Annotated in this window: 26 protein-coding genes; 14 read left to right on the top strand and 12 right to left on the bottom strand. The window is 63.2% G+C overall.

The genetic code is table 11. The features are described 5' to 3' along the window. The first annotated feature begins 81 nt into the window (after positions 1 to 81). The 6 genes from KDB76_RS11810 to KDB76_RS11785 all read left to right on the top strand — a co-directional run bounded on the left by KDB76_RS11810 (position 82) and on the right by KDB76_RS11785 (position 5397). Entirely contained in the window at positions 82 to 1275 is a 1194-nt protein-coding gene (locus tag KDB76_RS11810) for an ABC transporter substrate-binding protein (RefSeq protein WP_013972170.1), read from the top strand. A 31-nt stretch (positions 1276 to 1306) separates the two neighbouring features. Further along, positions 1307 to 2296: a YVTN family beta-propeller repeat protein gene (locus tag KDB76_RS11805; RefSeq protein WP_013972169.1), complete on the top strand. Its 990-nt coding sequence runs from the start codon at positions 1307 to 1309 to the stop codon at positions 2294 to 2296. Continuing rightward, on the top strand, positions 2293 to 3033 hold the full coding sequence (locus KDB76_RS11800) for an ABC transporter ATP-binding protein (protein WP_038409366.1): 741 nt from the start codon (positions 2293 to 2295) through the stop codon (positions 3031 to 3033). Before KDB76_RS11805 ends, KDB76_RS11800 begins: the two co-directional genes overlap by 4 nt. Continuing rightward, positions 3030 to 3821, top strand: a complete 792-nt coding sequence (locus tag KDB76_RS11795) for an ABC transporter permease (RefSeq protein WP_038409364.1) — start codon at positions 3030 to 3032, stop codon at positions 3819 to 3821. The genes KDB76_RS11800 and KDB76_RS11795 overlap by 4 nt, the downstream gene beginning before the upstream one ends. A 292-nt stretch (positions 3822 to 4113) precedes the next feature. Then, on the top strand, positions 4114 to 4674 hold the full coding sequence (locus tag KDB76_RS11790; RefSeq protein ID WP_023661936.1) for a PQQ-dependent catabolism-associated CXXCW motif protein: 561 nt from the start codon (positions 4114 to 4116) through the stop codon (positions 4672 to 4674). Positions 4675 to 4731: 57 nt separating this feature from the next. Continuing rightward, positions 4732 to 5397 carry a response regulator transcription factor gene (locus tag KDB76_RS11785; RefSeq protein WP_013972165.1) on the top strand — a complete coding sequence of 222 codons (666 nt, stop codon included), beginning with the start codon at positions 4732 to 4734 and terminating at the stop codon, positions 5395 to 5397. 106 nt (positions 5398 to 5503) lie between these two features. On the opposite strand, the gene KDB76_RS11780 is transcribed toward KDB76_RS11785, so the two are convergent. From KDB76_RS11780 to KDB76_RS11765, 4 genes are all read right to left on the bottom strand, one after another. Continuing rightward, the gene (locus tag KDB76_RS11780; RefSeq protein ID WP_038409362.1) at positions 5504 to 7402 is read right to left on the bottom strand and encodes a NahK/ErcS family hybrid sensor histidine kinase/response regulator; all 1899 of its coding nucleotides are present in this window, start codon (positions 7400 to 7402) and stop codon (positions 5504 to 5506) included. Continuing rightward, complete coding sequence (gene nosP, locus KDB76_RS11775) at positions 7371 to 8534, bottom strand: nitric oxide-sensing protein NosP (RefSeq protein ID WP_013972164.1); 1164 nt, start codon at positions 8532 to 8534, stop codon at positions 7371 to 7373. The genes KDB76_RS11780 and nosP overlap by 32 nt, the downstream gene beginning before the upstream one ends. Positions 8535 to 8786: 252 nt before the next feature. Next, positions 8787 to 9971: a porin gene (locus KDB76_RS11770; RefSeq protein ID WP_003257627.1), complete on the bottom strand. Its 1185-nt coding sequence runs from the start codon at positions 9969 to 9971 to the stop codon at positions 8787 to 8789. Positions 9972 to 10188: 217 nt separating this feature from the next. Then, on the bottom strand, positions 10189 to 11076 hold the full coding sequence (locus KDB76_RS11765; protein WP_013972163.1) for a MerR family transcriptional regulator: 888 nt from the start codon (positions 11074 to 11076) through the stop codon (positions 10189 to 10191). Positions 11077 to 11230: 154 nt separating this feature from the next. Between KDB76_RS11765 and KDB76_RS11760 the strand changes: the two genes are divergently transcribed. From KDB76_RS11760 to KDB76_RS11730, 7 genes are all read left to right on the top strand, one after another. After that, the gene (locus KDB76_RS11760) at positions 11231 to 11677 is read left to right on the top strand and encodes a PAS domain S-box protein (protein ID WP_013972162.1); all 447 of its coding nucleotides are present in this window, start codon (positions 11231 to 11233) and stop codon (positions 11675 to 11677) included. A 102-nt stretch (positions 11678 to 11779) separates the two neighbouring features. After that, positions 11780 to 12202, top strand: coding sequence for a nuclear transport factor 2 family protein (locus tag KDB76_RS11755; RefSeq protein WP_013972161.1), 423 nt, complete (start codon positions 11780 to 11782; stop codon positions 12200 to 12202). Further along, positions 12199 to 12951: an SDR family NAD(P)-dependent oxidoreductase gene (locus KDB76_RS11750; protein ID WP_013972160.1), complete on the top strand. Its 753-nt coding sequence runs from the start codon at positions 12199 to 12201 to the stop codon at positions 12949 to 12951. The genes KDB76_RS11755 and KDB76_RS11750 overlap by 4 nt, the downstream gene beginning before the upstream one ends. Before the next feature lie 6 nt (positions 12952 to 12957). Continuing rightward, positions 12958 to 14205 carry an FAD-dependent oxidoreductase gene (locus KDB76_RS11745; RefSeq protein ID WP_038409360.1) on the top strand — a complete coding sequence of 416 codons (1248 nt, stop codon included), beginning with the start codon at positions 12958 to 12960 and terminating at the stop codon, positions 14203 to 14205. Continuing rightward, positions 14202 to 15011, top strand: coding sequence for a DUF1365 domain-containing protein (locus KDB76_RS11740; protein WP_023661874.1), 810 nt, complete (start codon positions 14202 to 14204; stop codon positions 15009 to 15011). The genes KDB76_RS11745 and KDB76_RS11740 overlap by 4 nt, the downstream gene beginning before the upstream one ends. Continuing rightward, positions 14986 to 16248 (top strand): cyclopropane-fatty-acyl-phospholipid synthase family protein, encoded by a 1263-nt coding sequence (locus KDB76_RS11735; protein WP_024086828.1) that lies wholly within the window; start codon positions 14986 to 14988, stop codon positions 16246 to 16248. Before KDB76_RS11740 ends, KDB76_RS11735 begins: the two co-directional genes overlap by 26 nt. Next, complete coding sequence (locus KDB76_RS11730) at positions 16248 to 16736, top strand: DUF2878 domain-containing protein (RefSeq protein ID WP_013972156.1); 489 nt, start codon at positions 16248 to 16250, stop codon at positions 16734 to 16736. Before KDB76_RS11735 ends, KDB76_RS11730 begins: the two co-directional genes overlap by 1 nt. On the opposite strand, the gene KDB76_RS11725 is transcribed toward KDB76_RS11730, so the two are convergent. The 3 genes from KDB76_RS11725 to KDB76_RS11715 are packed head-to-tail and all read right to left on the bottom strand — an operon-like array spanning position 16674 to position 18944. After that, the gene (locus KDB76_RS11725) at positions 16674 to 16856 is read right to left on the bottom strand and encodes a DUF2256 domain-containing protein (protein WP_003257620.1); all 183 of its coding nucleotides are present in this window, start codon (positions 16854 to 16856) and stop codon (positions 16674 to 16676) included. The two genes, KDB76_RS11730 and KDB76_RS11725, sit on opposite strands and share 63 nt — an antisense overlap. Next, the gene (locus KDB76_RS11720; RefSeq protein ID WP_023661872.1) at positions 16853 to 18379 is read right to left on the bottom strand and encodes a cryptochrome/photolyase family protein; all 1527 of its coding nucleotides are present in this window, start codon (positions 18377 to 18379) and stop codon (positions 16853 to 16855) included. Before KDB76_RS11720 ends, KDB76_RS11725 begins: the two co-directional genes overlap by 4 nt. A 43-nt stretch (positions 18380 to 18422) precedes the next feature. Continuing rightward, positions 18423 to 18944 (bottom strand): chalcone isomerase family protein, encoded by a 522-nt coding sequence (locus KDB76_RS11715; RefSeq protein WP_038410392.1) that lies wholly within the window; start codon positions 18942 to 18944, stop codon positions 18423 to 18425. Positions 18945 to 19102: 158 nt separating this feature from the next. Between KDB76_RS11715 and KDB76_RS11710 the strand changes: the two genes are divergently transcribed. After that, positions 19103 to 19873 (top strand): SDR family NAD(P)-dependent oxidoreductase, encoded by a 771-nt coding sequence (locus KDB76_RS11710; protein WP_038409357.1) that lies wholly within the window; start codon positions 19103 to 19105, stop codon positions 19871 to 19873. 26 nt (positions 19874 to 19899) lie between these two features. Here KDB76_RS11710 and KDB76_RS11705 read toward each other — a convergent pair whose 3' ends face one another. The 5 genes from KDB76_RS11705 to KDB76_RS11685 form a co-directional block, all read right to left on the bottom strand. Beyond that, complete coding sequence (locus KDB76_RS11705; protein ID WP_013972152.1) at positions 19900 to 20454, bottom strand: XRE family transcriptional regulator; 555 nt, start codon at positions 20452 to 20454, stop codon at positions 19900 to 19902. Positions 20455 to 20707: 253 nt separating this feature from the next. Continuing rightward, a complete protein-coding gene (locus KDB76_RS11700; protein ID WP_023661869.1) occupies positions 20708 to 22066 on the bottom strand; it encodes an aspartate aminotransferase family protein in 1359 nt (452 codons plus the stop codon). 70 nt (positions 22067 to 22136) lie between these two features. After that, complete coding sequence (locus tag KDB76_RS11695) at positions 22137 to 22910, bottom strand: gamma-glutamyl-gamma-aminobutyrate hydrolase family protein (protein WP_015270028.1); 774 nt, start codon at positions 22908 to 22910, stop codon at positions 22137 to 22139. Positions 22911 to 22994: 84 nt separating this feature from the next. Beyond that, entirely contained in the window at positions 22995 to 24341 is a 1347-nt protein-coding gene (locus KDB76_RS11690) for a glutamine synthetase family protein (RefSeq protein ID WP_013972149.1), read from the bottom strand. 27 nt (positions 24342 to 24368) lie between these two features. Beyond that, on the bottom strand, positions 24369 to 24923 hold the full coding sequence (locus KDB76_RS11685; RefSeq protein WP_013972148.1) for an XRE family transcriptional regulator: 555 nt from the start codon (positions 24921 to 24923) through the stop codon (positions 24369 to 24371). Positions 24924 to 25082 lie beyond the last annotated feature (159 nt).

Below are 25082 nucleotides of genomic sequence, written 5' to 3'. Positions count from 1 at the left end.
ACCGGGCGAGCGCTACTTTCTGCATATTCCCCCCTCCCGGCGCGCTTCCTATGCTGGCGCCATCTGCCGTGGAGTTGCCTTATGCGCCTGCCTGCCCACCTTGCCATGACCTGCCTGCTGGCCCTGGCCGCGACGTTTTCTGCAAGCCCGGCACCCGCCGCGCAGGCCCCGGGCGGGGAACCGTTGCAAGTGCGCATCGGCTATCTCGGCTATCGCCCCGCTCCCGGCCCGCTGCTGTCCAACATCATTCCCGAACCCACCGATGCCGGGCTGCAGGGCGCCGAACTGGCGATTGTCGACAGCAACAGCAGCGGGCGTTTTCTCAAACAGGAATTCCACCTGGCCAATGCCACGGTCGAAAGCCCCGAAGCCCTGCTGCAGGCTGCCAAGGCCCAGCATGACCAGGGCCTGCGGCTGTTCGTGGTAAATGCCCCCGCCGCCAGCCTGCGCGCGCTATCTGCCGCCCTGCCCGACAGCCTGCTGTTCAACGCCGGCAGCCCGGACGACAGCCTGCGCAGCAGCCAGTGCCTGGGCAATGTGCTGCACAGCCTGCCCAGCCGCGCCATGCTGGCCGATGCCCTGGCGCAGTTCCTGGTAATGCGCAAATGGCAACGGGCGCTGTTGGTCGTCGGCCAGACCGACGATGACCGGGCCTATGCGGCGGCCCTGCGCCGCGCCATGAAGCGCTTCGGCATGCAGCTGGTCGCGGAGAAAGCCTGGACATTCGACAACGACCAGCGCCGCAGCGCCCAGGCCGACATGCCGCTGTTCACCCAAACCGCCGAGTACGACGTGGTGCTGGTGGCCGACGAACGCGGCGACTTCGGCGAGTACCTGCCCTACCAGACCTGGTATCCGCGGCCGGTAGCCGGCACCCAGGGCCTGACCCCCACCGGCTGGCACAAGACCGTTGAAACCTTCGGCGCGGCGCAGTTGCAAAAGCGCTTCGAAGCCCAGGCCGGGCGCTGGATGAACGACCGCGACTTCGCCGCCTGGATGGCCGTGCGCAGCGTCGCCAGCGCAGTGAGCAAACTGCGCCAGGCCGAGCCCCGCGCCCTGCAGCAACTGCTGCTCAGCGAGCAGTTGCCGCTGGACGGCTTCAAGGGCCGCAAGCTCAGCTACCGCCCGTGGAACGGCGAGCTGCGCCAGCCGATCCCGCTGGTGCAGCCGCGGGCCCTGGTCAGTACCTCACCGCAGGAGGGCTTCCTGCACCCGTTCAACGAAATGGACAGCCTGGGCTACGACAGGCCCGAAGTGACCTGCGGCTACCCCTGACCCGATAACCACAACAAAAAAGGATTTCGCCATGCGTCGCTCCCCTTTTCACCGGGCACTGCTTTACCCCAGCCTGCTGTCCGGCGCCCTGGCCCTTGCCAGCGGGCACGCCGTGGCCGCCACCGCCTGGGTATCGAACGAGAAGGACAACAGCCTCAGCCTGATCGACATGCAGACCCTGCAAGTCACCGAGACCCTGCCAGTGGGCCAGCGCCCGCGCGGCCTGCTGCTGTCCCACGACAACACGCTGCTGTACATCTGCGCCAGCGATTCGGACCGGGTGCAAGTGATGGATGTGGCCACCCGCAAGATCATCAAGGAACTGCCCTCCGGCAAGGACCCCGAGCAGTTCGCCCTGCACCCCAACGACCGCTGGTTGTATGTGTCCAACGAGGACGACGCGCTGGTGACGGTAATCGATACCCAGACCGACAAGGTGCTCGGGCAGATCGACGTCGGCATCGAGCCCGAAGGCATGGCGGTGAGCCCGGATGGCAAATGGGCAGTCAACACCAGCGAAACCACCAACATGCTGCACTGGATCGACACCAGCACCCAGACCCTGGCGGACAGCACCCCGGTGGACCAGCGGCCGCGCTTCGTCGAGTTCAGCCAGGACGGCTCGCGGCTGTGGGCCTCGGCAGAAATCGGCGGCACGGTGACCATCCTCGACGTGGCCAGCCGCCAGGTGCTGAAAACCCTGAACTTCCAGATCAAGGGCGTGCACCCGGACAAGGTCCAGCCGGTAGGCATCAAGCTCAGCGCCGATGGCAAGTACGCGTTCGTCGCCCTGGGCCCGGCCAACCATGTGGCGGTGGTCGATGCCAAGACCTACGAAGTACTCGACTACCTGCTGGTGGGCCGGCGGGTCTGGCAATTGGCGTTCACCCCGGACCAGAGCCATTTGCTGGCCACCAACGGGGTCAGTGGCGACGTTTCGGTGATCGATGCAAAAAACCTCAAGGTGCTCAAGTCGGTGAAGGTCGGCCGCTACCCCTGGGGCGTGGTGGTGACGCCATGAATACCCTCGAAGTCAGTGACGTGAGCTTTGCCTACGGCCAGCGCGAGGCGCTCAGGCAAGTCGGCTTCAGCCTGGCGCCCGGGCGCTTTGCCGCCTTGCTGGGCCCCAATGGCGCCGGCAAGTCGACCTTGATCGCCCTGCTCACCCGCTTGTACGACCTGCAGCATGGCGACATCCGCGTGTGCGGCTGCTCGCTGCGCAACGCCACACGCCCGGCCTTGCGCCAGCTGGGCGTGGTGTTCCAGCAAAGCACCCTCGACCTGGACCTGAGCGTGGAGCAGAACCTGCGCTACCACGCCTCGCTGCACGGCCTGTCGCGGCGCCAGGGCAATATTCGGGTCGATGCCGAGTTGGCCCGCCAGGGCCTCGATGAGCGGCGGCGCGAACCGGTCCGGGCGCTGAACATCGGCCATCGGCGCCGGGTGGAGATTGCCCGCGCGCTCCTGCATGAGCCGCGTTTGCTGTTGCTCGACGAGGCCAGCGTCGGCCTCGACCCGGCCAGCCGCCTGGCGCTCAACCAGCACCTGCGGCTGCTGTGCCGCGAGCAGCGCCTCAGTGTGCTGTGGACCACCCATCTGCTGGACGAAGTGCAGCCCAGCGATGACCTGCTGATCCTGCATCAAGGGCGCCTGGTGGCCAGCGGCACGGCCGATGCCCTGAGCCTGGAGCACGGCGGTGACCTCGACCATGCCTTTGCCCGCCTGACCAGCGCCCCCACAGGAGCCAATGCCCGATGAACGCTTACTGGCAGTGCTTCAACGGCATTCTCCTGCGCGAATGCCTGCGTTTCGTCCTGCAACGCACCCGTTTTCTCAGCGCCCTGGTGCGCCCGCTGCTGTGGCTGCTGGTGTTCGCCGCCGGCTTTCGCGCGGCCCTGGGCATTGCGATCATCGAGCCCTACGACACCTACACCCCCTACGAGGTGTACATCATTCCGGGCCTTGCCTGCATGATCCTGCTGTTCAACGGCATGCAGGGCTCGCTGTCGATGGTCTATGACCGGGAGATGGGCAGCATGCGCGTGTTGCTGACCAGCCCGTTGCCGCGGCCCTTCCTGCTCGGCAGCAAGCTGCTGGCGACCTCGTTGATCTCCCTGCTGCAGGTGTACGCCTTCCTTGCCATCGCCTGGTTGTATGGTGTGCAGCCACCGGCTGCGGGCCTGTTGCTGGCGCTGCCGGCGTTGTTGCTGGTGGCGCTGATGCTCAGCGCCCTGGGCCTGTTGCTATCGAATGCGATTCGTCAGCTGGAGAACTTTGCCGGGGTGATGAACTTCGTGATATTCCCGCTGTTCTTCCTGTCCTCGGCGCTGTACCCGTTGTGGAAGATGCGCGAGGCCAGCCAGTGGCTGTACTGGCTGTGTGCAGTGAACCCGTTCACCCATGCCGTGGAGCTGGTGCGCTTTGCCTTGTATGAGCGCTTCAACCCGCTGGCGCTGGCGGTATGCCTGGGGCTGACCGTGCTGTTCACCCTGCTGGCGATCCTCACCTTCAACCCCCAGCATGCGGCGCTGCGCAAGCCGCGCTGAGCGGCAGCTGTCTCCCATCGGACCTTTCGCCGAACCCGTTGAAGGAACACGGTCCGTGTGGGAGCGGGTTCACCCGCGAAGAAGGCGAAGCGGTGCATGGCACCGGCTACGCCGGTGTTCGCGGGTAAACCCGCTCCTACAGGGATCGCGCCTGCATTCAGATATTGGGCAGGATCAGGCCAGAGGCGCCCGGCTTTCTACTACTTTGGTACTGCCTTTGCTGTCTGATCGTCGCATTCACAATGCACCGCCACTGGCATGTAATGGGCCTATAACAAAAAGGACAACCCCCATGCCACGTGCCCTGCCCCGGCTGCCACGCCCATTGCTGGCGGCGCTTTCCCTGAGCCTGACGCTAGGCGCTGCCCAGGCGGATACCACGCCGCTATTCTCTGCCGACGGCTACCGCACCACCCTCTACCGCAGCCCGACCCCACAGCAGGTCGAGGGCGGCCAGGTCATCGACACCGCCATGCTGCAAGACCTGCTGGGGCACACCCCCAAGCCGGTGCTGATCGACGTCTATCGCCGCCAATGGCTGCAAGGCCGCTTCATCGAAGATGAACCCCACGCCAACATCCCCGGCAGCCGCTGGCTGGCCAACACCGGCGACGGCGAGCTGAGCCCGGCGTGGCACGATTACTTCGTGCGCAACCTGCAACAAGCCACCGCCGGGCGCACGGAGCAACCGCTGGTCTTTTACTGTCGCTCCGATTGCTGGTTAAGCTGGAACGCGGTAAAACGCGCGAAAGCCCTGGGCTATAAGAATCTGTATTGGTACCGCGATGGCCTGGACGCCTGGCAACAGGCCAACCTGCCGCTGCAGCCAGCGCAGCCGGAACCCTTCCCCTGAATTCATCGCCTGCAAACGCGTGCCCGCTCCATCCAATAAAAACGAGGTGAAAAGGCCATGTACAAAATTCTGATTGCCGACGATCACCCCCTGTTTCGCGAAGCCATCCACAACGTTATCAGCGATGGCTTCCAGGGCAGCGAAGTCATGGAAACTGCCGACCTGGACAGCGCCCTGGCGCTGACCCACGAACATGACGACCTCGACCTGATCCTGCTCGACCTGAACATGCCCGGCATGCATGGCCTCAATGGCCTGATCACCCTGCGCAACGAGGCACCGACCACGCCGGTGGTGATCGTCTCGGCCGAGCAGGAAAAGCAGATCGTGCTGCAGGCCATCACTTATGGCGCGGTGGGCTTCATCACCAAGTCCTCGCCACGTTCACAGATGATCGAAGCGATCGAGCAGATCCTCAACGGCAATGTCTACCTGCCGCCCGACATCATCCGAGCCCAGAAAAGCAGCACCAGCCGGCGCCTGAACGATGCCCCGAGCTTCCCGCCGGAGATGCTCCAGGCCCTGACCCGCAAGCAGCTGCTGGTGCTCGAGCGCATGACCAAGGGCGAGTCGAACAAACAGATCGCCTACACCCTGGATATCGCCGAGACCACGGTCAAGGCCCACGTTTCGGCGATCCTGCGCAAGCTCAACGTACACAACCGGGTGCAGGCCATCCTCAGTGCCGGTGATATCGATTTCGGTGATTATCTGCGGCGTTGACCTATTCCGGCCTCTTCGCGGGCTTGCCCGCTCCCACAGGTATTGCGCAACACAGAAACCTGCGGGAATCCTGTGGGAGCGGGCAAGCCCGCGAAGAGGCCGGCGGCTATGCCACACTGCTGCCCAGCAAATGGCTCATCGCCGCCTTAAGCTTCATCGGCCGCACCGGCTTGTGCATCAGGGTGTGGCCCTGCTCGCGGATCTGTTGCTTGAGCTCGTTGCTGTAGTTGGCGGTGATCATCATCGCCGGCAAGGGCTGGGTACGGCGGGCATTGATCCGCGCCACGGCGTCGACGCCATTGCAGTCGTTGTCCAGGTGGTAGTCGGCGATCAGCAGGTCGGCCTCGGCATGGTAGTTGTCCACCTGGCGCGCAAGGTCTTCCTCCGACAGCGCGGTGACCACCCGGCAGCCCCACCCCTCCAGCAGGGTACGCATGCCGGCGCAAATCGCCGCATCGTTATCCAGTACCCACACCCGCGCCCCGCGCAGGCGTTCGAGCATCGGCTCGCTGATTGCCTGGCTCGGCTGGGCCTTGGGCGCGGTGGTGCTCAGCGGCACTTCGACAGCGAACACCGAGCCTTTGCCAAGCCATGACCGCACCCGAATCCGGTGGCCAAGAATGCCGGCGATCTTTTCCACGATCGCCAGGCCCAGACCCAACCCTCGGTCCTGGTCCGGGCGCTGCACATCGCCGCGCCTGAACTCCTGGAACATTTCTTCCAGGTGCTCTTCGGCGATACCGATCCCGCTGTCCCATACTTCGATCCGCAAGCCGCCACGCTGGCGCCGGCAGCCCAGCACCACGCGCCCACTGCGGGTATAGCGAATGGCATTGCTGAGCAGGTTGCGCAGGATCCGCGCCAGCAGCTGAATGTCACTGCGCACCACGGCGGAACAGCCCACGAAATGCAGTTCAAGCCCTTCGCTGCGCGCCACCTGGGCGTATTCGGCAGCGAGGTTGTCCATCAGTTCGCGCAGGGCGAACGGGGCGACATCGGCCTTGATCACGCCAGCATCGAGCTTGGAAATATCCACCAGGGTACCTAGCAGGTTCTCCACATCCTCCAGCGAGTTGCTGACATTACGCACCAAATGGGCACTGTTGTGCGGCTCGCGGTGTTCGAGCAAGGCGCTGGTGAACAGCCGCGCCGCGTTCAGTGGCTGCAGCAAGTCATGGCTGACGGCGGCAAGGAACTTGGTTTTCGACAGGTTGGCCTGCTCGGCCTCGCGCTTGGCCTCGCGCAGGCGCGATTCCACCCGGCTGCGCTCCTCGATTTCGCGCAGCAGCTGCTCGTTGAGGCTGGTCAGCTCGGCCGTGCGCTCGCGTACCCGTTGCTCCAGGTGCTGATACGCCTGGTGCAGCGCCTGTGCGGTATTGCGTCGCTCGGTGATGTCGCGGATCAACACGAAGATGCCCACCACTTCGCCATTGGCCAGGCGGTTCGGCACGTAGGAGCGCAGCATGTAGCGTTCCTGGCCGTTGATGTTGGTTTCGGCAAATTCGAAGGTTACGCTCTCCCCCGCCAGCGCCCGCGCCACGTAGGCCTCCAGGCGCTGGGAATGCTGCTCGCTGTGGGCTTCGCGCAGGCTCTGGCCCAGCATCACGCCGCGAGGCCAGCAATACCATTCTTCATAGACCTTGTTGGTAAATTCGTAGACCAGGTCGGCATTCAGGTAAGCGATCAGCGCCGGCACATGGTCGGTGATCAGGCGAATCTGGTGCTGGTGTGCCGTCTCGGCCCGCTGCCGGGCCTCGCTGAGCAGGTGGTTGACGGCCTTGAGCTCGGCCATGGCCTGGTTCAGCGCTTCGGTGCGTTCGCGCACCTGCTCGGCCAGCACCACCGAATGCTGGAACGCGGCATAAGGGTCGTTGCCACGCGTGACGCCGGACTCGATACGCTCGATCAGTGCGCCGTTGATACGCTGCAGCTTGTGGTTCTGGTGCTGCAGCCGGGCGACCTCGGCCTGCAGTTCAGCGACCGACAGGAGGCCGGTTGCGGGCAATGGCGACTCCGGTGAAGGTCTGGTTGATGTGCATGCCATCGAACTGTTCTCCGTAGGTGTTGAAGCCGATCACCCGCTGCTCGCGCAGGAACGCACCGACCGCTTCCAGCCCGTCCCGGGCTTCCAGCTCCAGCCGCCGCAGGAAGCAATCGCAACCGATGGTCAGCAGCAGCGGGCCGAGGCGCTGCTGCAAGCCGTCGAACAACTGGTGCAGGTTTGGCAACAGCGGGCCCGGGGTCATGGCGGTAAGCACGATGCCGTTTTCCACAGCGCAGTAGAAACTCAGGCTCAGGTCCGGGTGCACCTGCTGTATCGCCCGCACGTAATACTGGTCGTGGATGCGCACGGCCAGCGGATGGGCAGCGAACACACGATGATCGAGCTCGGCCACCGGCACGCCGATGTGCCGGGCGTATTCCTCGGCAGCTGGCTCGGCATTCAGTTCGAAGACCCGGCGCTGGGCACTGTCGGCGCCGGTGACCACCAGCTTTTCCTGGCGCGGCAGGATGTGGTGGGTGGTGAACACTTCGAAGTCGAGCCAGGTATTGACCAGCACCACCACCGCCGCGCCGTGGTGGAACGCGCCGCCGAAATACACATGGGTGCGGGTCAGGTAGTTGTCGTCGCCGGCCGAGCCGCCAAAATGCGGGATGTCGCCCAGGGCCGCACTGAGGGCGGCAAGCACCATTTCCTCGCGGCTGGACAAGCCGTCGAGCAGGGTCAGGGCAAAGCTGTGGCCTTTGATCGGCGCCAGGTTATTGCTGCGACAGGTGCCGACCAGGCGCTCGACCATCTGCTGGGCGTCGATCAGGCTGAAGCGCTCCATTTCGTCGATCAGCTCGGTGGCTATGGAAAAGTGCCGATGATCGAACCCCACTGCCGTTATGCAGTTGCGGCCATAGCCCTGCGGGGTGATTTCCCCGGCGCTGGTGCAACCGACCAGGCGGATGCCGCCAAAGCCCTGCTCCAGGGCTTCGCCCAGGGCCTGCAGGTCGTATTCGGCGGAGCAGAAGAACAGCACGAAGCCCAGGTGCGGGTGCAGCAACTGCGCCGCCAGCTCCTGGGCTGCCTGCCGGGCATCGGTTGCCTGGGACATGGCGCTGACCACACCGTCGTTGTGAGCCTGCTGCATCGTGGTCTCCGGCGCGGGGTGGCTGAGTGATGAGTGTACGAAGGCGATCATCGAGGACGAATGCTACTTGGGTAGCGGGTGGGCGGTTCCATGGTTGTAATAGCTTTTCCTGAAGATTGCCGGGGCCGCTGCGCGGCCCTTTCGCGACGCAAGGCCGCTCCCACATGGGCTTGCGCGGTCGATGTGGGAGCGGCCTTGCGTCGCGAAAGGGCTGCACAGCAGCCCCAGCAGTCTTGAGTCGAGGCCGAGGGCTTACCAGGTCAACACCGCCCCCACCGCAAAGGTATCGGTGTCTTCGTTCTGGTCACTGGTTTCATGGCCGTCGATGGAAAACTGGTTGTACTCGGCAACCAGCTTGAGGTTGTCGTTGACGTCATGGAACAGCGCCACGCCACGGGTTTCATAATCCGCACCACTGCCCACCGCACCGTTGCCATCGTCCTTGGTCTTGCCATACGACAGCGCCACCCGGTTCTTGCCGACCTTGTAGGAGCCCTGCAGCAGGTAGCCGTCGCTGTCGACATTGCGCAAGGTCGGTTCGCCAGCGTTGTTGGTGAAGAACGGGTTGATGCCCTTGGCCTGGAACCCCGAGCCGGTCAGCGACAGCCCCCCCATCTTCGCCTGCACACCGTAGCCGACACCTTTGGAGGTGACCGACTGCACCGCCGGGTCGGTGTTGTCGGAGGTCTGGTAGCTGCCGTTGAGCCAGCTGTAGATCTGCGCCCCACCCAGGTCGAACTGGTAGGTGATCTCGCTTTCGGTACGCGGGTTTTCCTGGTAGGCCTTGCCGGTCGGGCTGCTGTCGTTGGTGTCCACCGGGTCCATGATGCCCACCGCCACCCGCAGGCCGTCCATCACTGGGGTGCGATAGGTGATCTGCGAGGTGGGGAACGGGTACGGGTAGCCGCTACCGATGTTGCCGAACGAGACCCCGCCGCCGTCAACCAGCCCCAGGGTGTCACTGACCTGGCCATAACCGGCCAGCAGTTCGTCGAGCAGGATATTGGAACGGGCGAACAGCCCGAAGTCCTTGCCGATCAGCACCTCACCCCACTCGGGGTTGGCCACGGTGCCGTAGAACTGGCGCACGTCGATGGCGGTGTCGGTACCGTTGGTTTCGCTGTCGTTGATGGTCACCCAGAACGAGGCTCGCGCGCCGAGCTTCAGGTCATCCACCTGCTTGCCCATGTTGAAGCCCAGGTAGTTGGGCAGAAAGCCCATCTTCACCCGTGACTGGCGGCGATCGAACTGCTCGCCCTGCCGATCGACATCGCTGTTGACGTAGAAGGCGTTGATATAGCCGTCGGTGGAAAACGTCGTCTGGTCCTTGTCGTACAGCATGATCTCGGCCTGGGCCAGGCTGCTCAGGCAAAGGGTCGACAGGCTGACGGTAACAGCCGCCAGCAAACGTGGGGACAGATTCTTATTGTTGTACATGGCGCGCTCCGAAACGGGGACGGGATGTCGGAGGCGATTATCAGAAGCTGGCAAACAGCCAGAAACGCTGCCTTGGAGGGGGCTGCCAGATGCTTTGGGCCTGCGCGCGCGGCGTGATGATTCCGGCCCAGGACCGGGTTACGCCCAGAGGCAAGACTTCTGGCGTAACCCACAGGAGCAGGCGAGGATCAGTACGGCAGACTACGGCGGGCCCCTGTCAAAGGTCCAGGGCACCACTGAGCAAGGCGTTCAGCATGGGTGCGACGTCAGCGCGCTGCTCGTCCAGCAGACACAGCGGGAGGCCTTGCCAGGCTGGTTGTAAATCGGCCAATCCCTCGCCAATCAAGGCCAGCGGACAAACGATTGCCATTTGCAGCGAACGCAGCCGCCTGGCCAAGGCAGGGTCCACCGGCACCTGGACCTTGATCACCACTGCCGCGGGCTGCATTGCTGCACACAGCATGGGTATTTCTTCCAGCGGCTGCCCGCAACCGAGCACTTCGATGCGTTGCTGCTCGCTGCTCAACAGCAGCCCGGTGCACAACACCTGCAGTTCGGCTTGCCCCTCGGTGCCTGCCAGCAGCACGCGCGGTGCATCGGCCTGGTTCATCTGCAGGCGCATCAGCAGGCGGGCGCGCAGGAACATGTCCAGAAACAGCCATTGGCTACGCTGGCCCGGCGCAATGCCTGAGGCCAGGCCATGCCAGACTGGCATCAGCACATCACGCAGCACGGTGGCCTTGGGCAGGACGGTGAACAACTGCCCATGGATGCTTTCCAGCGCTTGTGTATCGAATGCCTTGGTTGCACGCTCCACGGCAGCGCGCCAGTCGTCGAACGCCGAGTGCTGCTGCACCGGCGCATCCGGCTGGCCTGCGAGCATGCCGCCTACCTTGCTGATGGGCACCCCATTGCCGGTCCAGCGCAAGATGTCGCGTATGCGCTGGACATCGCGAGCGCTATAAAGGCGATGGCCGCCCTCGGTGCGCTGCGGGCTTATCAACCCATGGCGCCGCTCCCATGCCCGCAAGGTCACCGGATTGATGCCGGTCAGGCTGACCACATCGCGCATGGGTAGCAAATCGGCTGGGGTGGCGTCAGTCATGATGAGGGTTTATCTGGGGGGTGGCACATTCTAAACCCATATGCACCTTCTGCGGCGAGCCTCCTTGGGTCATCATGCAACAAACGGCGCCGAGGCCTTCTGCACGCAGGCCAGGCTACGCACTTCGCATCCTAAATGCCTGTAGGTGGGCCCCATGATCAACGCGAAACTCATGCAACTGATGGTCGAGCATTCCAACGATGGCATCGTCGTCGCAGAGCAGGAGGGCGACGACAGCATCCTTATCTACGCCAACCCCGCCTTCGAGCGCCTGACCGGCTATCGCGCCGAGGACATCCTGTATCAGGACTGCCGTTTTCTGCAGGGCGACGATCATGACCAGGCCGGCCTTGCCAACATCCGCGAGGCGATCCGTGGAGGCCTGCCGTGCTGCCAGGTGCTGCGCAATTACCGCAAGGACGGAAGCTTGTTCTGGAACGAGTTGTCCGTCACGCCGGTGTACAACGAGGCGGACCAGTTGACGTACTACATCGGCATCCAGCGCGATGTCACAGCGCAGATTTTCGCTGAGGAGAAACTACGCGAGCTGGAGGCCGAGGTGGCTGAATTGCGCCGACAACTGGGCCAGGCGGAGCGCTGAACAAAACCTATACAAGATCGTTGACTTGTATAGATTTACGCTTAGACTTCAGATATACCTGTACAACAAGCCATTTCTGTACAGGATTTCCTGGAGTCCAGCATGTCAGCGTATCTGCAGCAATTCGCCGAGCACTTCAGCAGACTCGACGGGGGCAACCTCGGCCCCCTTGAAAAGCTGTACAGCGACGATGTCACCTTTCGCGATCCGTTGCATCAGATCCAGGGGCTGCGGGCTCTGCGAACCTATTTCGCGCAGTTGTACGCCAACGCTCATGACATTCGCTATGCCTTTTCCAGCATCGACGAAGTGATGCCCGGGCAAGGTTACCTGCGCTGGACCCTGCAGTTTCGCCACCCACGCCTGGCCCGCGGTCAGCAGATCAGCTTGCAGGGATGCAGTTACCTGCAATGGCATGACCGGGTCCATTTTCACCAGGACTATTTCGACGCAGCAGCCCTGCTCTACGAACATGTTCCGGTCATGGGCGGTGCGATTCGATGGCTCAAAGGCCGGATGGCATGAGCCGCTGCTGGCTGACAGGCGCAAGCAGCGGTATCGGTGCCGCACTTGCACAATGCCTGCTGGAGCAAGGCCACCAGGTCGCCTTGGGCGCACGGCATGCAGATCGTCTGGCCCCGTTGGCTGAACGTTTTCCCGGGCAGGTGCTGCTGGCCATTGGCGACCTGGACGACCCCGTACAGGTCGCCGGGATCGCAACCCGTATCGAGCAGGCCTGGGGAGCGCTGGACAGGGTGATCCTCAATGCAGGCACCTGCGAGTACCTGGAGCCGGACCATTTCGACCCTGCCTTGGTCGAGCGTGTGGTCCGTACCAATTTCCTTGCTGTCAGCTACTGCCTGGCAGCGGCCCTGCCCTTGCTTCGCGCCGGTCAACGCCCTCATCTGGTGGTCATGGGCAGTTCGGTGACCTGGCTGGCCTTGCCCCGTGCCGGCGCCTATGGCGCGTCCAAGGCAGCCGTGCGTTATCTGGTGGAATCGCAGCGCATCGACCTGGCCCGCGAAGGCATCGCCGTCACCCTCGTCAACCCGGGCTTTGTCGACACGCCATTGACCCGTCGCAACGATTTCCCCATGCCGCAGCTGTGGTCGGCGCAGCGCGCAGCCAGCCATATTGCCAAACGCCTTCCCGAGCGCCCGCTGGAAATCAACTTCCCCCGGCTTTTCATCCTGGTATTGCGCCTGCTTGGCGCACTGCCCGCGCGCCTGCGCCTGGGGCTTGGGCAACGCCTTGCCCGTCATGAACAGGAATGATGATCCATGCGTATAGCAATCATCGGCAGCGGCATTGCAGGGCTGTCCTGCGCTCATCTGCTGTCACGCAAGCATGAGGTGACGGTTTTCGAAGCCGAGAACTGGATCGGGGGCCACACGCATACCCTCGATGTGATCTGGCAGGGTGAACGCCATGCAATAGATACCGGCTTCATCGTCTTCAATGACTGGACCTACCCGCACTTCATCCGCTTGCTCGACCACCTGAAGGTCGCCTCACGGCCGACCGAAATGAGTTTCTCGGTGCATGATCCGGTCACTGGCCTGGAATACAACGGGCACGACCTGAATACCCTGTTCGCCCAACGCCGCAACCTGGTGTCCCCGGGGTTCTGGGGGATGCTACGGGATATTCTGCGTTTCAATCGTCAGGCACTCGCCGACCTGGATAACCAGCGTATCGATGCCAACGCGACCCTGGGCGCCTACCTCCGGGCTCAGCGCTATGGACAGCGCTTCATCGACCATTACATCGTACCGATGGGGTCGGCGATCTGGTCGATGTCCCGCGCGGACATGCTCGGCTTCCCACTTGCGTTCTTTGTGCGGTTTTGTCGCAACCACGGCTTGTTGTCGGTCAACCAACGTCCACAGTGGCGCGTGATCGAAGGGGGTTCGCGCAGCTATGTCAGTCCGCTGTGCCGGCCGTTTGCCGGGCGCATCCGCCTCGACTGCAAGGTTTTCCGGGTCAGCCGCGACGAAGGTGGCGTCACCCTGACGAGCGCTGCCGGTACCGAGCGTTTCGACAATGTGGTGTTCGCCTGCCACAGCGACCAGGCCCTGGCTTTGCTCGAAGCGCCGAGCGTGCAGGAACGGGAAGTGCTCGGCGCCATCGGTTATGCCAGCAACGATGTGGTGCTGCACACCGATACCCGTCTGCTACCCCGCCGCAAGCGCGCCTGGGCCAGCTGGAACTACCGTCTCGGCGGGCCGCAGCAGGCGCCTGCCGCGCTGACCTACAACATGAACATTCTGCAAGGTATCCAGGCACCGACGACCTTCTGCGTGAGCCTCAACCAGACCGCGCTGGTGGATCCGGCGCAGATCATTGCCCGCTTCCAGTACGACCATCCGCAATACAGCCTTGCGGCGTGCGCCGCGCAGGCGCGCCAGGCGCAGCTGCAGGGCCAGCGCCACAGTTACTTCTGCGGCGCCTACTGGGGCAACGGCTTTCACGAGGATGGCGTAGTCAGTGCGTTGAAGGTGGCCGCGCATTTCGGAGAGCACCTGTGAACAGCAGCCTTTGCGTGGGCTGGGTCAGCCACCGGCGCCTGGCGCCGCGCCCCCACGCCTTCCGCTACAGGATCGGCATGTTCTACCTGGACCTGGACGAGCAAGCCTTGCTGACAGGCCTGTCACGCTGGCTGTGGCGCTGGCGCCTGGCGCCGCTGAGCTGGAACCAGGCAGATTACCTGCCAGCCCAGACCCGCCGGGGCGAGACCCTGGCCCAGGCCGCACGTTTGCTGGTGCGCAGCGCGACGGGAGAAATGCCTGAGGGGCCGGTGCACCTGCTCACGCAATTGCGTTGCTGGGGGCTGTCGTTCAACCCGGTCAGTTTCTATTTCTGCCATGACCGCGACGGACGGCTGACGGCAATCCTGCTGGAGGTGCGAAACACACCATGGCGTGAACGCTTCCATTACGTGCTGCCGGTGCGCGGAAACCTTGCCGGACCCTTCACCGTCGCCAAGGCCTTCCATGTGTCGCCGTTCATGCCACTGCACATGGACTATCGCTTGCGCTTCGCCCTGGACGCTGAACATGTGCGCATCCACATGGAGAACTGGCAAGGCGATAGCAAGGTGTTCGAGGCCGACCTGGCCTTGCAACGCCAGGCGCTGGATAGAGCCGCTGTGCACCGATACGTACTGGCCTTCCCATGGATGAGCCTGCGCACCGTCTCGGCCATTTACTGGCAGGCATTGCGCCTGCTGTTCAAACGCACACCCGTCCATGACCACACGGCCAGCCAGCGTGACCTGGCGCTCGGCCATTCCTGCGAGGACCCTGATGATGTCGAACCCCACCCTGAGCGTTAGCAAGTTCGCAGGCCTCGGGCCATTGTTCGGCGGGCTGGCACGAAATGCCGTGCTCGCCCGGCTGGGCAGGCTGCGCCATGGCCACCTGCGCCTGCTCAGCCACGGGCAGCAGTGGAGTTTCGGTGACGCCCACAGCCCGTTGCAGGCCGAGGTGGAGATCCTTGATGACATCACCTGGGGCCTGATAGCCGGCAATGGCTCGATCGGTGCTGGCGAAGCCTACATTCACGGCTATTGGCGCAGTCCCGACCTGGCGCTGGTGACTCGTCTGTTCGTCGCAAACCTTGAGGTACTTGACGCCCTCGAGGGGGGCCTGGCCCGCTTCGGCCGCCCTGCCCTGCGGTTGCAGCACAAACTCAACCGCAACAACAGGCGTGGTGCCCGCCGCAATATTCTGGCGCACTACGATCTGGGCAATGCCCTGTTCGAGCGGCTGCTCGACCCCACCATGATGTATTCGGCAGCTCAGTTCGAACACCCGGGGCAGACACTGGAGCAAGCACAGCTGCACAAGCTGGAGCGCATCTGCCAGAAGCTGGAGCTGAGCCCTGCCGACCACCTGCTGGAGATCGGCTGCGGGTGGGGCAGCCTGGCGATCCACGCCGCCACCCGATATGGCTGCAAGGTCACCACCACCACGCTTTCCGAGGCGCAGTACAGCCATACCCTGCAACGCGTTCAGGCCCTGGGGCTGGAGCAGCGGGTGAAAGTGCTTCGCGAAGACTACCGCGATCTTCAAGGCACCTTCGACAAACTGGTCTCGATCGAGATGATCGAGGCTGTCGGCCACCGTTACCTGCCGGTGTATTTCCGCCAGTGCGCCTCGCTACTCAAGGCCGACGGCCTGATGCTGTTGCAAGCGATCACCATACGCGACCAGCGCTATGAGCAGGCGCGGCGGTCGGTCGATTTCATCCAGCGCTACATCTTCCCCGGTGGCGCACTGCCTTCATTGAGCGTGATGCTGGAAACTGCCAGCCGGCACACCGCACTCAACCTCTTGCACATGGAAGATTTCGGCCAGGACTATGCCCACACATTGCGGCATTGGCGAGAAAACCTGCGCCAGGCACGCGCAGCGCTGACGGACCTGGGCTACGACGACATGTTCCAGCGCCTGTGGGAGTTCTACCTGTGTTACTGCCAAGGCGGTTTCGAGGAGCGCACCATCGGTGTCGCGCATCTGCTCTGGGCAGCGCCCCAGGCACGGCGCGCGCCCTTGCCTGGCAGTGCCTGATGAGCCGTGGCTGGCTGCTCGCCAATGCCTTGTGGCTACAGGCTGGCTGGTGGCTATGCGTACTGGGGGCCGAAAAGCCCTTCCTGTCGATGCTGGTGATTGCTGGCCTGGCCGTGCATCTGAGCCTGTGCCCGGCCGTCCACGCAGAGGTCAAGGCGCTGTTGCTGGTAACGCCGGTCGGGTGTGTGCTGGATAGCGTGCTGGGCGCGCTGGGCGTGTTCAGCTTCGACACCTGGCCATTGCCGCTGTGGCTTGTGCTGCTGTGGCTGGTACTGGCCAGCGGCATGCGCCATAGCCTGGCATGGGCCGACAGGCACTGGCAGCTCGGTGCACTGCTGGGTGCAGTTGGCGGCCCGCTGGCCTATGTAGGCGGAGCGGGGCTGGCAAATGTCGACTTGCCCATGGGCCCACTGGTAACCGGCCTGCTACTGATGCCGATATGGGCCGTTACCCTCCCCCTGCTCGTGCGCCTTGCGGTGCGGTGCTGACTTGCGGCATCGTTCGGAGCAGTAGCGCACCTGCTCCCAGCAACGTGACCAGCGCTTGCGCCAGCTGAACGGCCGCCCACACACCACGCAGACCTTGCTGGGCAAAAGACCCTTTTTCATATCGGTTGCGCCGCATCGAGTCGCGCCAAAAGTGACTGGCCACGCTGCCAGATGGCATCGCGACGGTCAGCCGACATGCCATCGAGGTTTCGATAGACCAGCGCCAGACGCGGGTTGGCCGAAAGCAGGTGGCGATGACGGATGAGAAAATGCCAGTACAGGGCATTGAACGGGCAGGCACCTTCCTCGGCCACCTGGTCAACCCTGTAACTGCAGGCCTTGCAATGATCGGACATGCGCTGGATGTAGCGACCGCTGGCGCAGTAAGGCTTGGAGCCCAGGTAGCCGCCGTCGGCGTACATCACCATACCAAGCGTGTTGGGCAGTTCGACCCAGTCGAAGGCATCCATGTAGACAGCCAGGTACCACTCACAGATTGCGGTGGGCGCGATACCGGCCAACAAGGCGAAGTTGCCGGTGACCATCAGGCGCTGGATATGGTGAGCGTAACCCAAGCGAAGGGTTTGCCCGATGGCCTGCTCCATGCAGCGCATGCGGGTGCGACCGGTCCAGTAGAATTCCGGCAACGCTCGCTCGTTACCCAGGTAATTGAGCGCGGCATACTCCGGCATGCGCAGCCAATAGATGCCGCGTACATACTCACGCCAGCCGATCAGCTGGCGGATGAAGCCCTCTGCTGCATTGAGCGGCACTCGCCCCTCGCGCCAGGCCTTGTCGACCCCGTCGCATAGAAAACGCACATCAAGAAGCCCGATGTTGAGTGCTGCACTGATGCGCGCATGGAACAGGTACGGCTCGCCCTCGGCCATCGCATCCTGGTAGTCACCGAAAGCCGCCAGGCCGAAATCCAGAAAGTGTTGCCAGAGCTGCTGTGCCTCGGCATGGGTCACCGGGTAGTCGAAACCGTCGATGGCTCCGTAGTGGTCGCTGAAGCGTTGCCGTACCAGGGCTATGACTGCAGCTGTGATGTCGTCCTGTGCGAAATGTGCGGCGAAGGGGCCACGTAGCTGGCGAGGCAAGGCCTTGCGGTTGTCGCCATCGAGATTCCAGGTTCCACCTGCCGGGCTGCCGTCAGGCTCCAGCAGCAGGCCGGTGCGTTTGCGCATGCCACGGTAGAAGTGTTCCATGCGCAGTTGGCCGCGCTCCCGGGCCCAGCGCGCGAAAGCTTCGCGAGAGCATAGAAATCGCGTGTCGCGATGCCACACAAGCGGCAGTGCGGCATCGCGCAACGCCTGCTCCAGGCGCCACTCTCCGCACTCGGTCAGGTGAATATGCGTGGCTCCCAGGGCCTGCTGCCAGCGCCGCAACTCGCCAACGATGGTTCCGCTGTTGCCGTCATCATCGAGTTGCACATAATGCACCTGCCAACCGCGCTCGCGCAGTGCCAGTGCGAAGTGCCGCATGGCGCTGAAGATCAGGACGATCTTCAGCGGATGATGCGGCACGTACCTGGCCTCCCCTTCCACTTCCGCCATCAGCACAGCATCGCGGGCAGGATCGAGGGCGTTGAGGCTTGCCAGGTCGAAGGACAGCTGGTCTCCCAGTACCAGACCCAGGCGCATCTTCAGGCTACCCCTGGCTGGTCAGCGTTACCGTTATGCAGATTCATGGCATGCCTCCCAGCAGACGCTGACGCAGTTGTTGATCCCTGGCCCGCGGATCGAGCCAGATGGCGAAGAACGCCCGTGCAAAAACGGGGTCGGCGACCGCCCGGCTGAGTTTGCCATCGACGTAGAAGCGGCAGCCCTGTCCCGGCATGTACAAGCCGGTGATGCGCATGCCTGGCCGTACATCTACAAACGCCTGCTGCATGGCCTGGGACCACGCCGCGCGCCGCTGCGGCGTCACGTTTTCAGGTGCCAGGCGGTACATTTCCTCGAGGCTGGCCTGTACCAGCGTGTCCCTGGACAGGCTTCGGTGATAGGCCAGCTCAAGGGCAAAAGGCCGGTTCCAGTCCTGGACCGGACCTGCTGCCCATAGCTGTGCGGTGTAAAGGCGCAAGCCAAACCAGCTGAACTCACCGACGCCCAGCCGTTGCGCTGCCGGCAGCTCCGCTCGCCAGTCCGCCGCCTCCGACAGGGCAGTCAATAGCAGGCAAAGCCAGGCCCAACGAGTCGTGTGCCCCATACTGACCTCGAGCACGTGAAATACCTGTACAATATTAGAAACTATGTACAGTTTTTTATGAGGTTGTACAACTTTTACTTGCAGGTCTCAGGGCCTTGTTTCGGCAGAGCCAGTGACAGAGGCATACCAGCGTCGGGGCCGGCAAAGGAGGCAGTTCAGTGAGCCTTATCAATGACCTTCATACCCCCGCCAACGTGCTGGTCTGCGGAGCCAGCCAGGGGATCGGCCTTGCACTGTGCACACAACTGCTGGCGCGCGACGACATCGGACGGGTGTTTGCCGTCTCGCGACATGCCACCAGCAGCCCTGCGCTGGATGCTTTGTTTGCCGAGCACCCACGACAGTTGGTTCGCATCGACTGCGACGCTTGTTCCGAAGTGGCACTGCAAACACTGGCGGCGCGGGTGGGAGCCTGCTGCAACCACTTGAACCTGGTATTTTGCACGCTTGGCGTGCTGCAAGCGCCACCCGCACGGGCCGAAAAAGCGCTGACACAGTTGGATATGGCGGGGCTGCTGGCCAGCTTCACGACCAACTGTTTCGCCCCTGTCCTGCTGCTCAGGCACTTGCTGCCCTTGTTGCGACAGCAACCGATGACCTATGTGGCGCTGTCGGCGCGGGTCGGGTCGATCAGCGACAATCATCTTGGCGGGTGGTACAGCTATCGCGCCAGCAAGGCGGCGCTCAACCAGCTTCTGCGTACCGCGAGCATCGAGCTCAAGCGACTGAACCCCGCTTCCACGGTACTGTTGCTGCATCCCGGGACCACCGACACCCGCCTTTCCCAACCCTTTCAGGGCAATGTGGCGCCAGGAAAACTGTTCTCGCCGGCGTTTGCGGCGACATGCATTCTAGCGCTGGTGAGCCGACACGGCCCGGAACAGAGCGGTACATTCTGGGCGTGGGACGGGACACCGATTGCCTGGTGACTCCAGAGCCAGCCTGGATTCCCCTCTCAGCTGAATACCCAGAGCACGCGGGTGAGCTTGTCTGTCAGGTTGGCGTAACGAAAGCTCGCATGGGGTTGCAGCTGAAAACTGTCATTGGCGCGCAGCGTTACCGGCTCGCCGCCATCCAGCCAGACGGTCAGTTCGCCTTCGAGCACGAAGCAGCCCTGCTCCGAGCTGTCGTCCAGGTACTCCTCGCCACTGCTGGCCCCCGGCTCCAGGTGGCTGTCGAGCATGGAGAACGCGCCCGTTATCGTGGGGGATGCCAGCACATCGGTGATGCCACCGGCCAGGTGAAGGGTACGACGCTCGTGAGGACGGGTGACCCAGTCGAGCTCGCGGGGCTGGTCCAGCTTGTAGAAATAGGCCGTGGAAACGCCGAGCTCTTCGCTGATAGCCGTGAGGTCGGCCACGGTTGGGCGGGATACGCCCCGTTCGACCTGGGACAGAAAGCCCACCGAACGGCCGATGCGCTGGGCCAGTTCGCCCAGTGTCAGGCCCTTGAACTTGCGCAGGTCGCGAATCAGTACGGCCAGGCCTTCGATCTCTTCGTGCACTTTCATGGTTGAATCGCGACTTTCGGATGGGAAAATTGATGCCCTGAAAAGTACATGATTCATTTCACAAAGCAAGATGCTTCGCGGCATTGCAAGATGCCGGCGACGATATGCCTGCGACTGTCTAGCCCAGACTCCAGAAGTTTGTGCGATCCCTGTGGGAGCGGGTTTACCCGCGAACACGGACGAAGTCCGTGCCATCCACCGCGGCGCCTGCTTCGCGGGTAAACCCGCTCCTACAGGTATCAGACCCAGACGCTCAGCGAACAGCCTCGTACGTCAGGTCCAGACACTTGCGGGCTTTTTCCACCAGTTCGTCGATCTCCTCGATGCTGATAACCAGCGGCGGCGCGATGATCATGGTGTCGCCCACGGCACGCATGATCAGGCCGTTGTCGAAGCAGTGCTGGCGACAGATCATGCCGACACCTTTGCCTTCATAGCGCGCGCGGGTGGCCTTGTCCTTCACCAGCTCGATCGCACCGAGCATGCCCAGGCCGCGTACCTCGCCTACCAGCGGGTGGTCAGCCAGCTCGCGCAGGCGTCGTTGCAGGTAAGGCGCGGTCTTGTCGTGCACCTGCTCGATGATCTTTTCGTCACGCAGGATCCGCAGGTTCTCAAGGCCGACCGCAGCCGCCACCGGGTGGCCGGAATAGGTGAAGCCGTGGTTGAAGTCGCCGCCTTCGCTGATGACTTTGGCCACTTCATCTCGCACGATCACGCCGCCCATGGGGATATAGCCGGAGGTAAGGCCCTTGGCGATGGTCATCAGGTCGGGCTTGAGGTCGTAGTAGTCGCTACCGAACCACTCACCTGTACGGCCGAAGCCGCAGATCACTTCGTCAGCGACGAAGAGGATGTCGTACCTGGCCAGGATCTCCTTCACCTTCGGCCAGTAGGTCTGCGGTGGAATGATCACCCCGCCAGCGCCCTGGATCGGTTCGGCGATGAAGGCGGCAACGTTGTCCACGCCAACTTCGAGGATCTTTTTCTCCAGCTGTTCGGCCGCCCACACGCCGAAGTCGGCCTCGGTCATGTCGCCGCCTTCGCCATACCAGTATGGCTGCGGGATATGCACGATATCCGGGATCAGCCCGCCCTGCTGGTGCATGCCGCTCATGCCGCCCAGGCCCGCGCCGGCCACGGTGGAGCCGTGGTAACCGTTGATGCGGCCGATGATGACCTTCTTGTTCTTCTGGCCCTTGAGCGCCCAGTAATGGCGGACCATGCGCAGCACGGTGTCGTTGCCTTCGGAGCCAGAGCCGGTGAAGAACACGTGAGTCATGCCTTGCGGGGCCACATCGGCGATCGCCTTGGCCAGTTCCAGCGCGGGCGGGTGCGCGGTCTGGAAGAACAGGTTGTAGTACGGCAGCTGCTTCATCTGCTGGCTGGCGACGTCGGCCAGCTCATCGCGCCCATAGCCCACCGCCACACACCACAGGCCCGCCATGCCATCGAGAATCTTGTGGCCCTCGCTGTCCCAGAGGTACACACCTTTGGCCGAGGTGATGATGCGCGGGCCTTTCTCGGCCAGCTGCCGAACATCGCTGAACGGGGCCAGGTGGTGGTCGCGGCTCATGGCTTGCCAGGCAAGGGTCTGCGAATTCTGCTCACTCATTGACTTCACTCCATCAAGTTGCGCAGCCGTGCTGCGCAGGTACTTTTTTTGTAATTGGGAAAGATCGCTGTCAGGCGGTCTTCAACAGCATCTGGCGCAGTACCGAGCGATGCCGGCAGGCCTTGCCAAAGGACTGGAAGATGGTCAGGTAATGCGGGTTGTCCATGACCTGGTACTCGGGGTGCCATTGCACGGCCAGGGCAAAGCCTTTGCTGTTCTCGACCGAAACAGCTTCCACCAGGCCATCAGGTGCCAGCGCCTCCACCCTCAGCCCGGGGGCCAGTACATCGATGCCCTGGCCGTGGATGGAATTGACATCGATGACCGCTGGCAAACCCATGCGGTCGAGCATGCCGCCGGGCTCTATATGCAGGGCGTGACGCGGGCCGTATTGCTTTTCGATGGGCTCACCCTTGCTTTCGCGGTGGTCCATGAACATGCCGGTCTCATGCACTTTCTGGTGCAAGGTGCCACCCAGCGCCACGTTCATTTCCTGGAAACCACGGCAGATGCCCAGCACCGGCACTCCGGCGGCGATGGCCGCACGCATCAGTGGCAGTGTGGTGGCATCACGCAGCGGATCGTGATGGGTGCCCGCTGCACTGGCCGGTCCGTTGTAGTGGAACGGTTCGATGTTGGACGGCGAACCGGTGAAGATCAGCCCATCCACCACGTCGAGAATATCGGCGCTGTCCATCAGGTCTGCGAGGCTGGGTATCACGATGGGCAGCCCACACGCTGCCTTGGCCGCCGCGCGCGCGTACTTCTCGCTGATGGTCTGGGTTGCATGCAGCTCGATCATGCTGGTGCATGCGGTAATGCCGATAACGGGCACACGTGGCATATCTTCCTCCGGCAAATCCATATTGCGCGTTGTATTGAAACGGTAGAAAGGCAGGGTGCAGCGGCGCTGCCCCGACCCCGGCAGCTACAGGAACCAGCGGTATTCGCGGGCATCGATGTGGCGCATGAAGTCCAGTTGCTCCTGGTATTTGTTTTCGCAGTAGACCATCACGAATTCACTGCCCAGGCCCTCGTTCACCTCCGGGTGGTGACGCATGGCCGCCAGGGCACTGAAGGCATCCTTGGGGAACTCGATGCCGCTCTGGCGGTTGTCGTTCAGCGGGGCAATGGGCTCGACGCCACGCTCCAGGCCATGCTCCATCCCGGTCAGGATGGCCGCCAGCACCAGGTACGGGTTGGCATCGGCACCGGCGAGGCGGTGTTCGATGCGCAGGTTGCGGGGGTCGGACTCGGGGATGCGAATACACGCATCGCGATCTTCGAAACCCCAGCTGGCCTTGCTCGCCGCGTTGACCATGGCGCCGTAACGGCGGTAGGCATTGTGGTTCGGGGCGAAGATCGGCATGCAGTGGGGCAGCAACTCCAGGCACCCTGCCACCGCATGGCGCAGCTTGCGCTGGTCATCGCCGGCGAGGATGTTGTTGCCGGCGTTGTCGTACAGGCTGACGTGCACATGCATGCCGCTGCCCGGCGCATCGAGGTACGGCTTGCTCATGAAGCTGGCGCGGTAGCCGTGCTTCATCGCGATACCGCGGGTACTGCGGCAGAACAGCGCCGACCAGTCAGCCGCGCTCATGGCATCGTCGCTGTGCGAGAAGTTGATCTCGAACTGGCCGGGGCCCAGCTCCGCGGTGATCACGTTCGCCGGCACGCCCTGCTCGTTGGCGCCATCGACCATCTCGTGCAGCACCGGTGCAAAGCGCGACAGCCGCTCGATGTGCATGTTCGGCTGGTCGTCGTGGTCGTCGGTCGCCTTGTCGCGTGGGTACTGTGGCAGGCCGTTATCGAGCTTGCGGTCGAACAGGTAGAACTCCAGCTCGAAGGCCACCACCGGGCGAATGCCGCGCCTGGCCAGGCGCTGGATCACCCGGGCCAGCACTTCACGGGGCTCGAACTCGATGGGGTTGGCGGTGCCGTCAGAGGTGATGAGCATCTGCGCGATCGGTTCCTTTTCCCAGCGCACCGGCCTGAGGGTACCCGGCACCAGGCGGCGGGCGGCATCCGGGTCGCCGTCGGCGAAGCAGTAGTCACCGATCGGGTAGAGCCCCCCCTGGGTGCCCAGCAACACGCAGTTCTGCGGCAACTTCAGCGGCGCGCCGGCTGCGACTTTTTCCAGCATGTCCATGGGGTAGCGCTTGCCGTAGAAGTGCCCGGGGATATCCAGCGCAATCAGGTCGACATAGCGTATTTCTGGGTGTTTCGCTCGGAACGAGCGCACTTCAGTCAGCAGATCCGGAAAGACGACACTCATCTTCTTGTCCTTGTGAGGTGAACGAGTTCAGTTGAAGACCCAGAGCACGCGGGTGGTTTTTTCCGTCAGGTTGGCGTAACGGAACTGCGCGTGGGGGTGCAGCTGGAAGCAGTCGTTGGCCTGCAGGGTCACGGCGTCGCCGTGGTCCAGCCAGACCGTGAGTTCGCCTTCGAGCACGAAACAGCCCTGCTCGGATCGGTCGGTCAGGTACAGCTCGCCACTGCTGGCGCCTGGCTCGAGATGGCTGTCGAGCATGGAGAACGCGCCGCCGATGGTGGGCGAAGCCAGCACATCGGTGATGCCCGACTCGAGGTACAGCGTGCGCCGCTCGTGGGGGCGCGTGACCCAGCTGACGCTGCGGGGCTTGCTCAGGTTGTAGAAGTACGCGGTGGATACGCCGAGCGCTTCACTGATGGCGGTGAGATCGGCCACGGTAGGGCGCGAAACACCGCGCTCGACCTGGGACAGAAAGCCGACCGAGCGGTTGATGCGCTCGGCCAGTTCGCCCAGGGTCAGGTTCTTGAATTTGCGCAGGTCGTGAATAAGGATCGCGAGGGCTTCAACCTCTTCGTGCATCTTCATCGTTTGAGACTGCCGTGAAATTTTTAGAGTTATTTTTCATGAAAAATTACATGAAAAATTTCACGAGTCAAGCCGAAGCTGAAAATGGGAAGCCGCGAATGGAGGTGTTGGGGGGCAACAAGTAGCGAAGAGGCGTAACGAGAAAAGTACCTTGAGGCC

Source organism: Pseudomonas sp. JS425, from assembly GCF_018223845.1.
In the GTDB taxonomy this organism is placed as follows: Bacteria; Pseudomonadota; Gammaproteobacteria; order Pseudomonadales; family Pseudomonadaceae; genus Aquipseudomonas; species Aquipseudomonas asiatica.
The sequence above is the reverse complement of the archived record's forward strand: the minus strand, read 5'-3'. Positions and strand labels throughout refer to the sequence as shown.

Excerpts from the sequence above, each read along its gene's own strand:
- KDB76_RS11810 (WP_013972170.1), top strand. The coding sequence starts at position 82 with ATGCGCCTGCCTGCCCACCTTGCCATGACCTGCCTGCTGGCCCTGGCC.
- KDB76_RS11805 (WP_013972169.1), top strand. The coding sequence starts at position 1,307 with ATGCGTCGCTCCCCTTTTCACCGGGCACTGCTTTACCCCAGCCTGCTG.
- KDB76_RS11800 (WP_038409366.1), top strand. The coding sequence starts at position 2,293 with ATGAATACCCTCGAAGTCAGTGACGTGAGCTTTGCCTACGGCCAGCGC.
- KDB76_RS11795 (WP_038409364.1), top strand. The coding sequence starts at position 3,030 with ATGAACGCTTACTGGCAGTGCTTCAACGGCATTCTCCTGCGCGAATGC.
- KDB76_RS11790 (WP_023661936.1), top strand. The coding sequence starts at position 4,114 with ATGCCACGTGCCCTGCCCCGGCTGCCACGCCCATTGCTGGCGGCGCTT.
- KDB76_RS11785 (WP_013972165.1), top strand. The coding sequence starts at position 4,732 with ATGTACAAAATTCTGATTGCCGACGATCACCCCCTGTTTCGCGAAGCC.
- nosP (WP_013972164.1), bottom strand. The coding sequence starts at position 8,534 with ATGCAGCAGGCTCACAACGACGGTGTGGTCAGCGCCATGTCCCAGGCA.
- KDB76_RS11770 (WP_003257627.1), bottom strand. The coding sequence starts at position 9,971 with ATGTACAACAATAAGAATCTGTCCCCACGTTTGCTGGCGGCTGTTACC.
- KDB76_RS11765 (WP_013972163.1), bottom strand. The coding sequence starts at position 11,076 with ATGACTGACGCCACCCCAGCCGATTTGCTACCCATGCGCGATGTGGTC.
- KDB76_RS11760 (WP_013972162.1), top strand. The coding sequence starts at position 11,231 with ATGATCAACGCGAAACTCATGCAACTGATGGTCGAGCATTCCAACGAT.
- KDB76_RS11755 (WP_013972161.1), top strand. The coding sequence starts at position 11,780 with ATGTCAGCGTATCTGCAGCAATTCGCCGAGCACTTCAGCAGACTCGAC.
- KDB76_RS11750 (WP_013972160.1), top strand. The coding sequence starts at position 12,199 with ATGAGCCGCTGCTGGCTGACAGGCGCAAGCAGCGGTATCGGTGCCGCA.
- KDB76_RS11745 (WP_038409360.1), top strand. The coding sequence starts at position 12,958 with ATGCGTATAGCAATCATCGGCAGCGGCATTGCAGGGCTGTCCTGCGCT.
- KDB76_RS11735 (WP_024086828.1), top strand. The coding sequence starts at position 14,986 with ATGTCGAACCCCACCCTGAGCGTTAGCAAGTTCGCAGGCCTCGGGCCA.
- KDB76_RS11730 (WP_013972156.1), top strand. The coding sequence starts at position 16,248 with ATGAGCCGTGGCTGGCTGCTCGCCAATGCCTTGTGGCTACAGGCTGGC.
- KDB76_RS11725 (WP_003257620.1), bottom strand. The coding sequence starts at position 16,856 with ATGAAAAAGGGTCTTTTGCCCAGCAAGGTCTGCGTGGTGTGTGGGCGG.
- KDB76_RS11720 (WP_023661872.1), bottom strand. The coding sequence starts at position 18,379 with ATGCGCCTGGGTCTGGTACTGGGAGACCAGCTGTCCTTCGACCTGGCA.
- KDB76_RS11715 (WP_038410392.1), bottom strand. The coding sequence starts at position 18,944 with ATGGGGCACACGACTCGTTGGGCCTGGCTTTGCCTGCTATTGACTGCC.
- KDB76_RS11705 (WP_013972152.1), bottom strand. The coding sequence starts at position 20,454 with ATGAAAGTGCACGAAGAGATCGAAGGCCTGGCCGTACTGATTCGCGAC.
- KDB76_RS11700 (WP_023661869.1), bottom strand. The coding sequence starts at position 22,066 with ATGAGTGAGCAGAATTCGCAGACCCTTGCCTGGCAAGCCATGAGCCGC.
- KDB76_RS11695 (WP_015270028.1), bottom strand. The coding sequence starts at position 22,910 with ATGCCACGTGTGCCCGTTATCGGCATTACCGCATGCACCAGCATGATC.
- KDB76_RS11690 (WP_013972149.1), bottom strand. The coding sequence starts at position 24,341 with ATGAGTGTCGTCTTTCCGGATCTGCTGACTGAAGTGCGCTCGTTCCGA.
- KDB76_RS11685 (WP_013972148.1), bottom strand. The coding sequence starts at position 24,923 with ATGAAGATGCACGAAGAGGTTGAAGCCCTCGCGATCCTTATTCACGAC.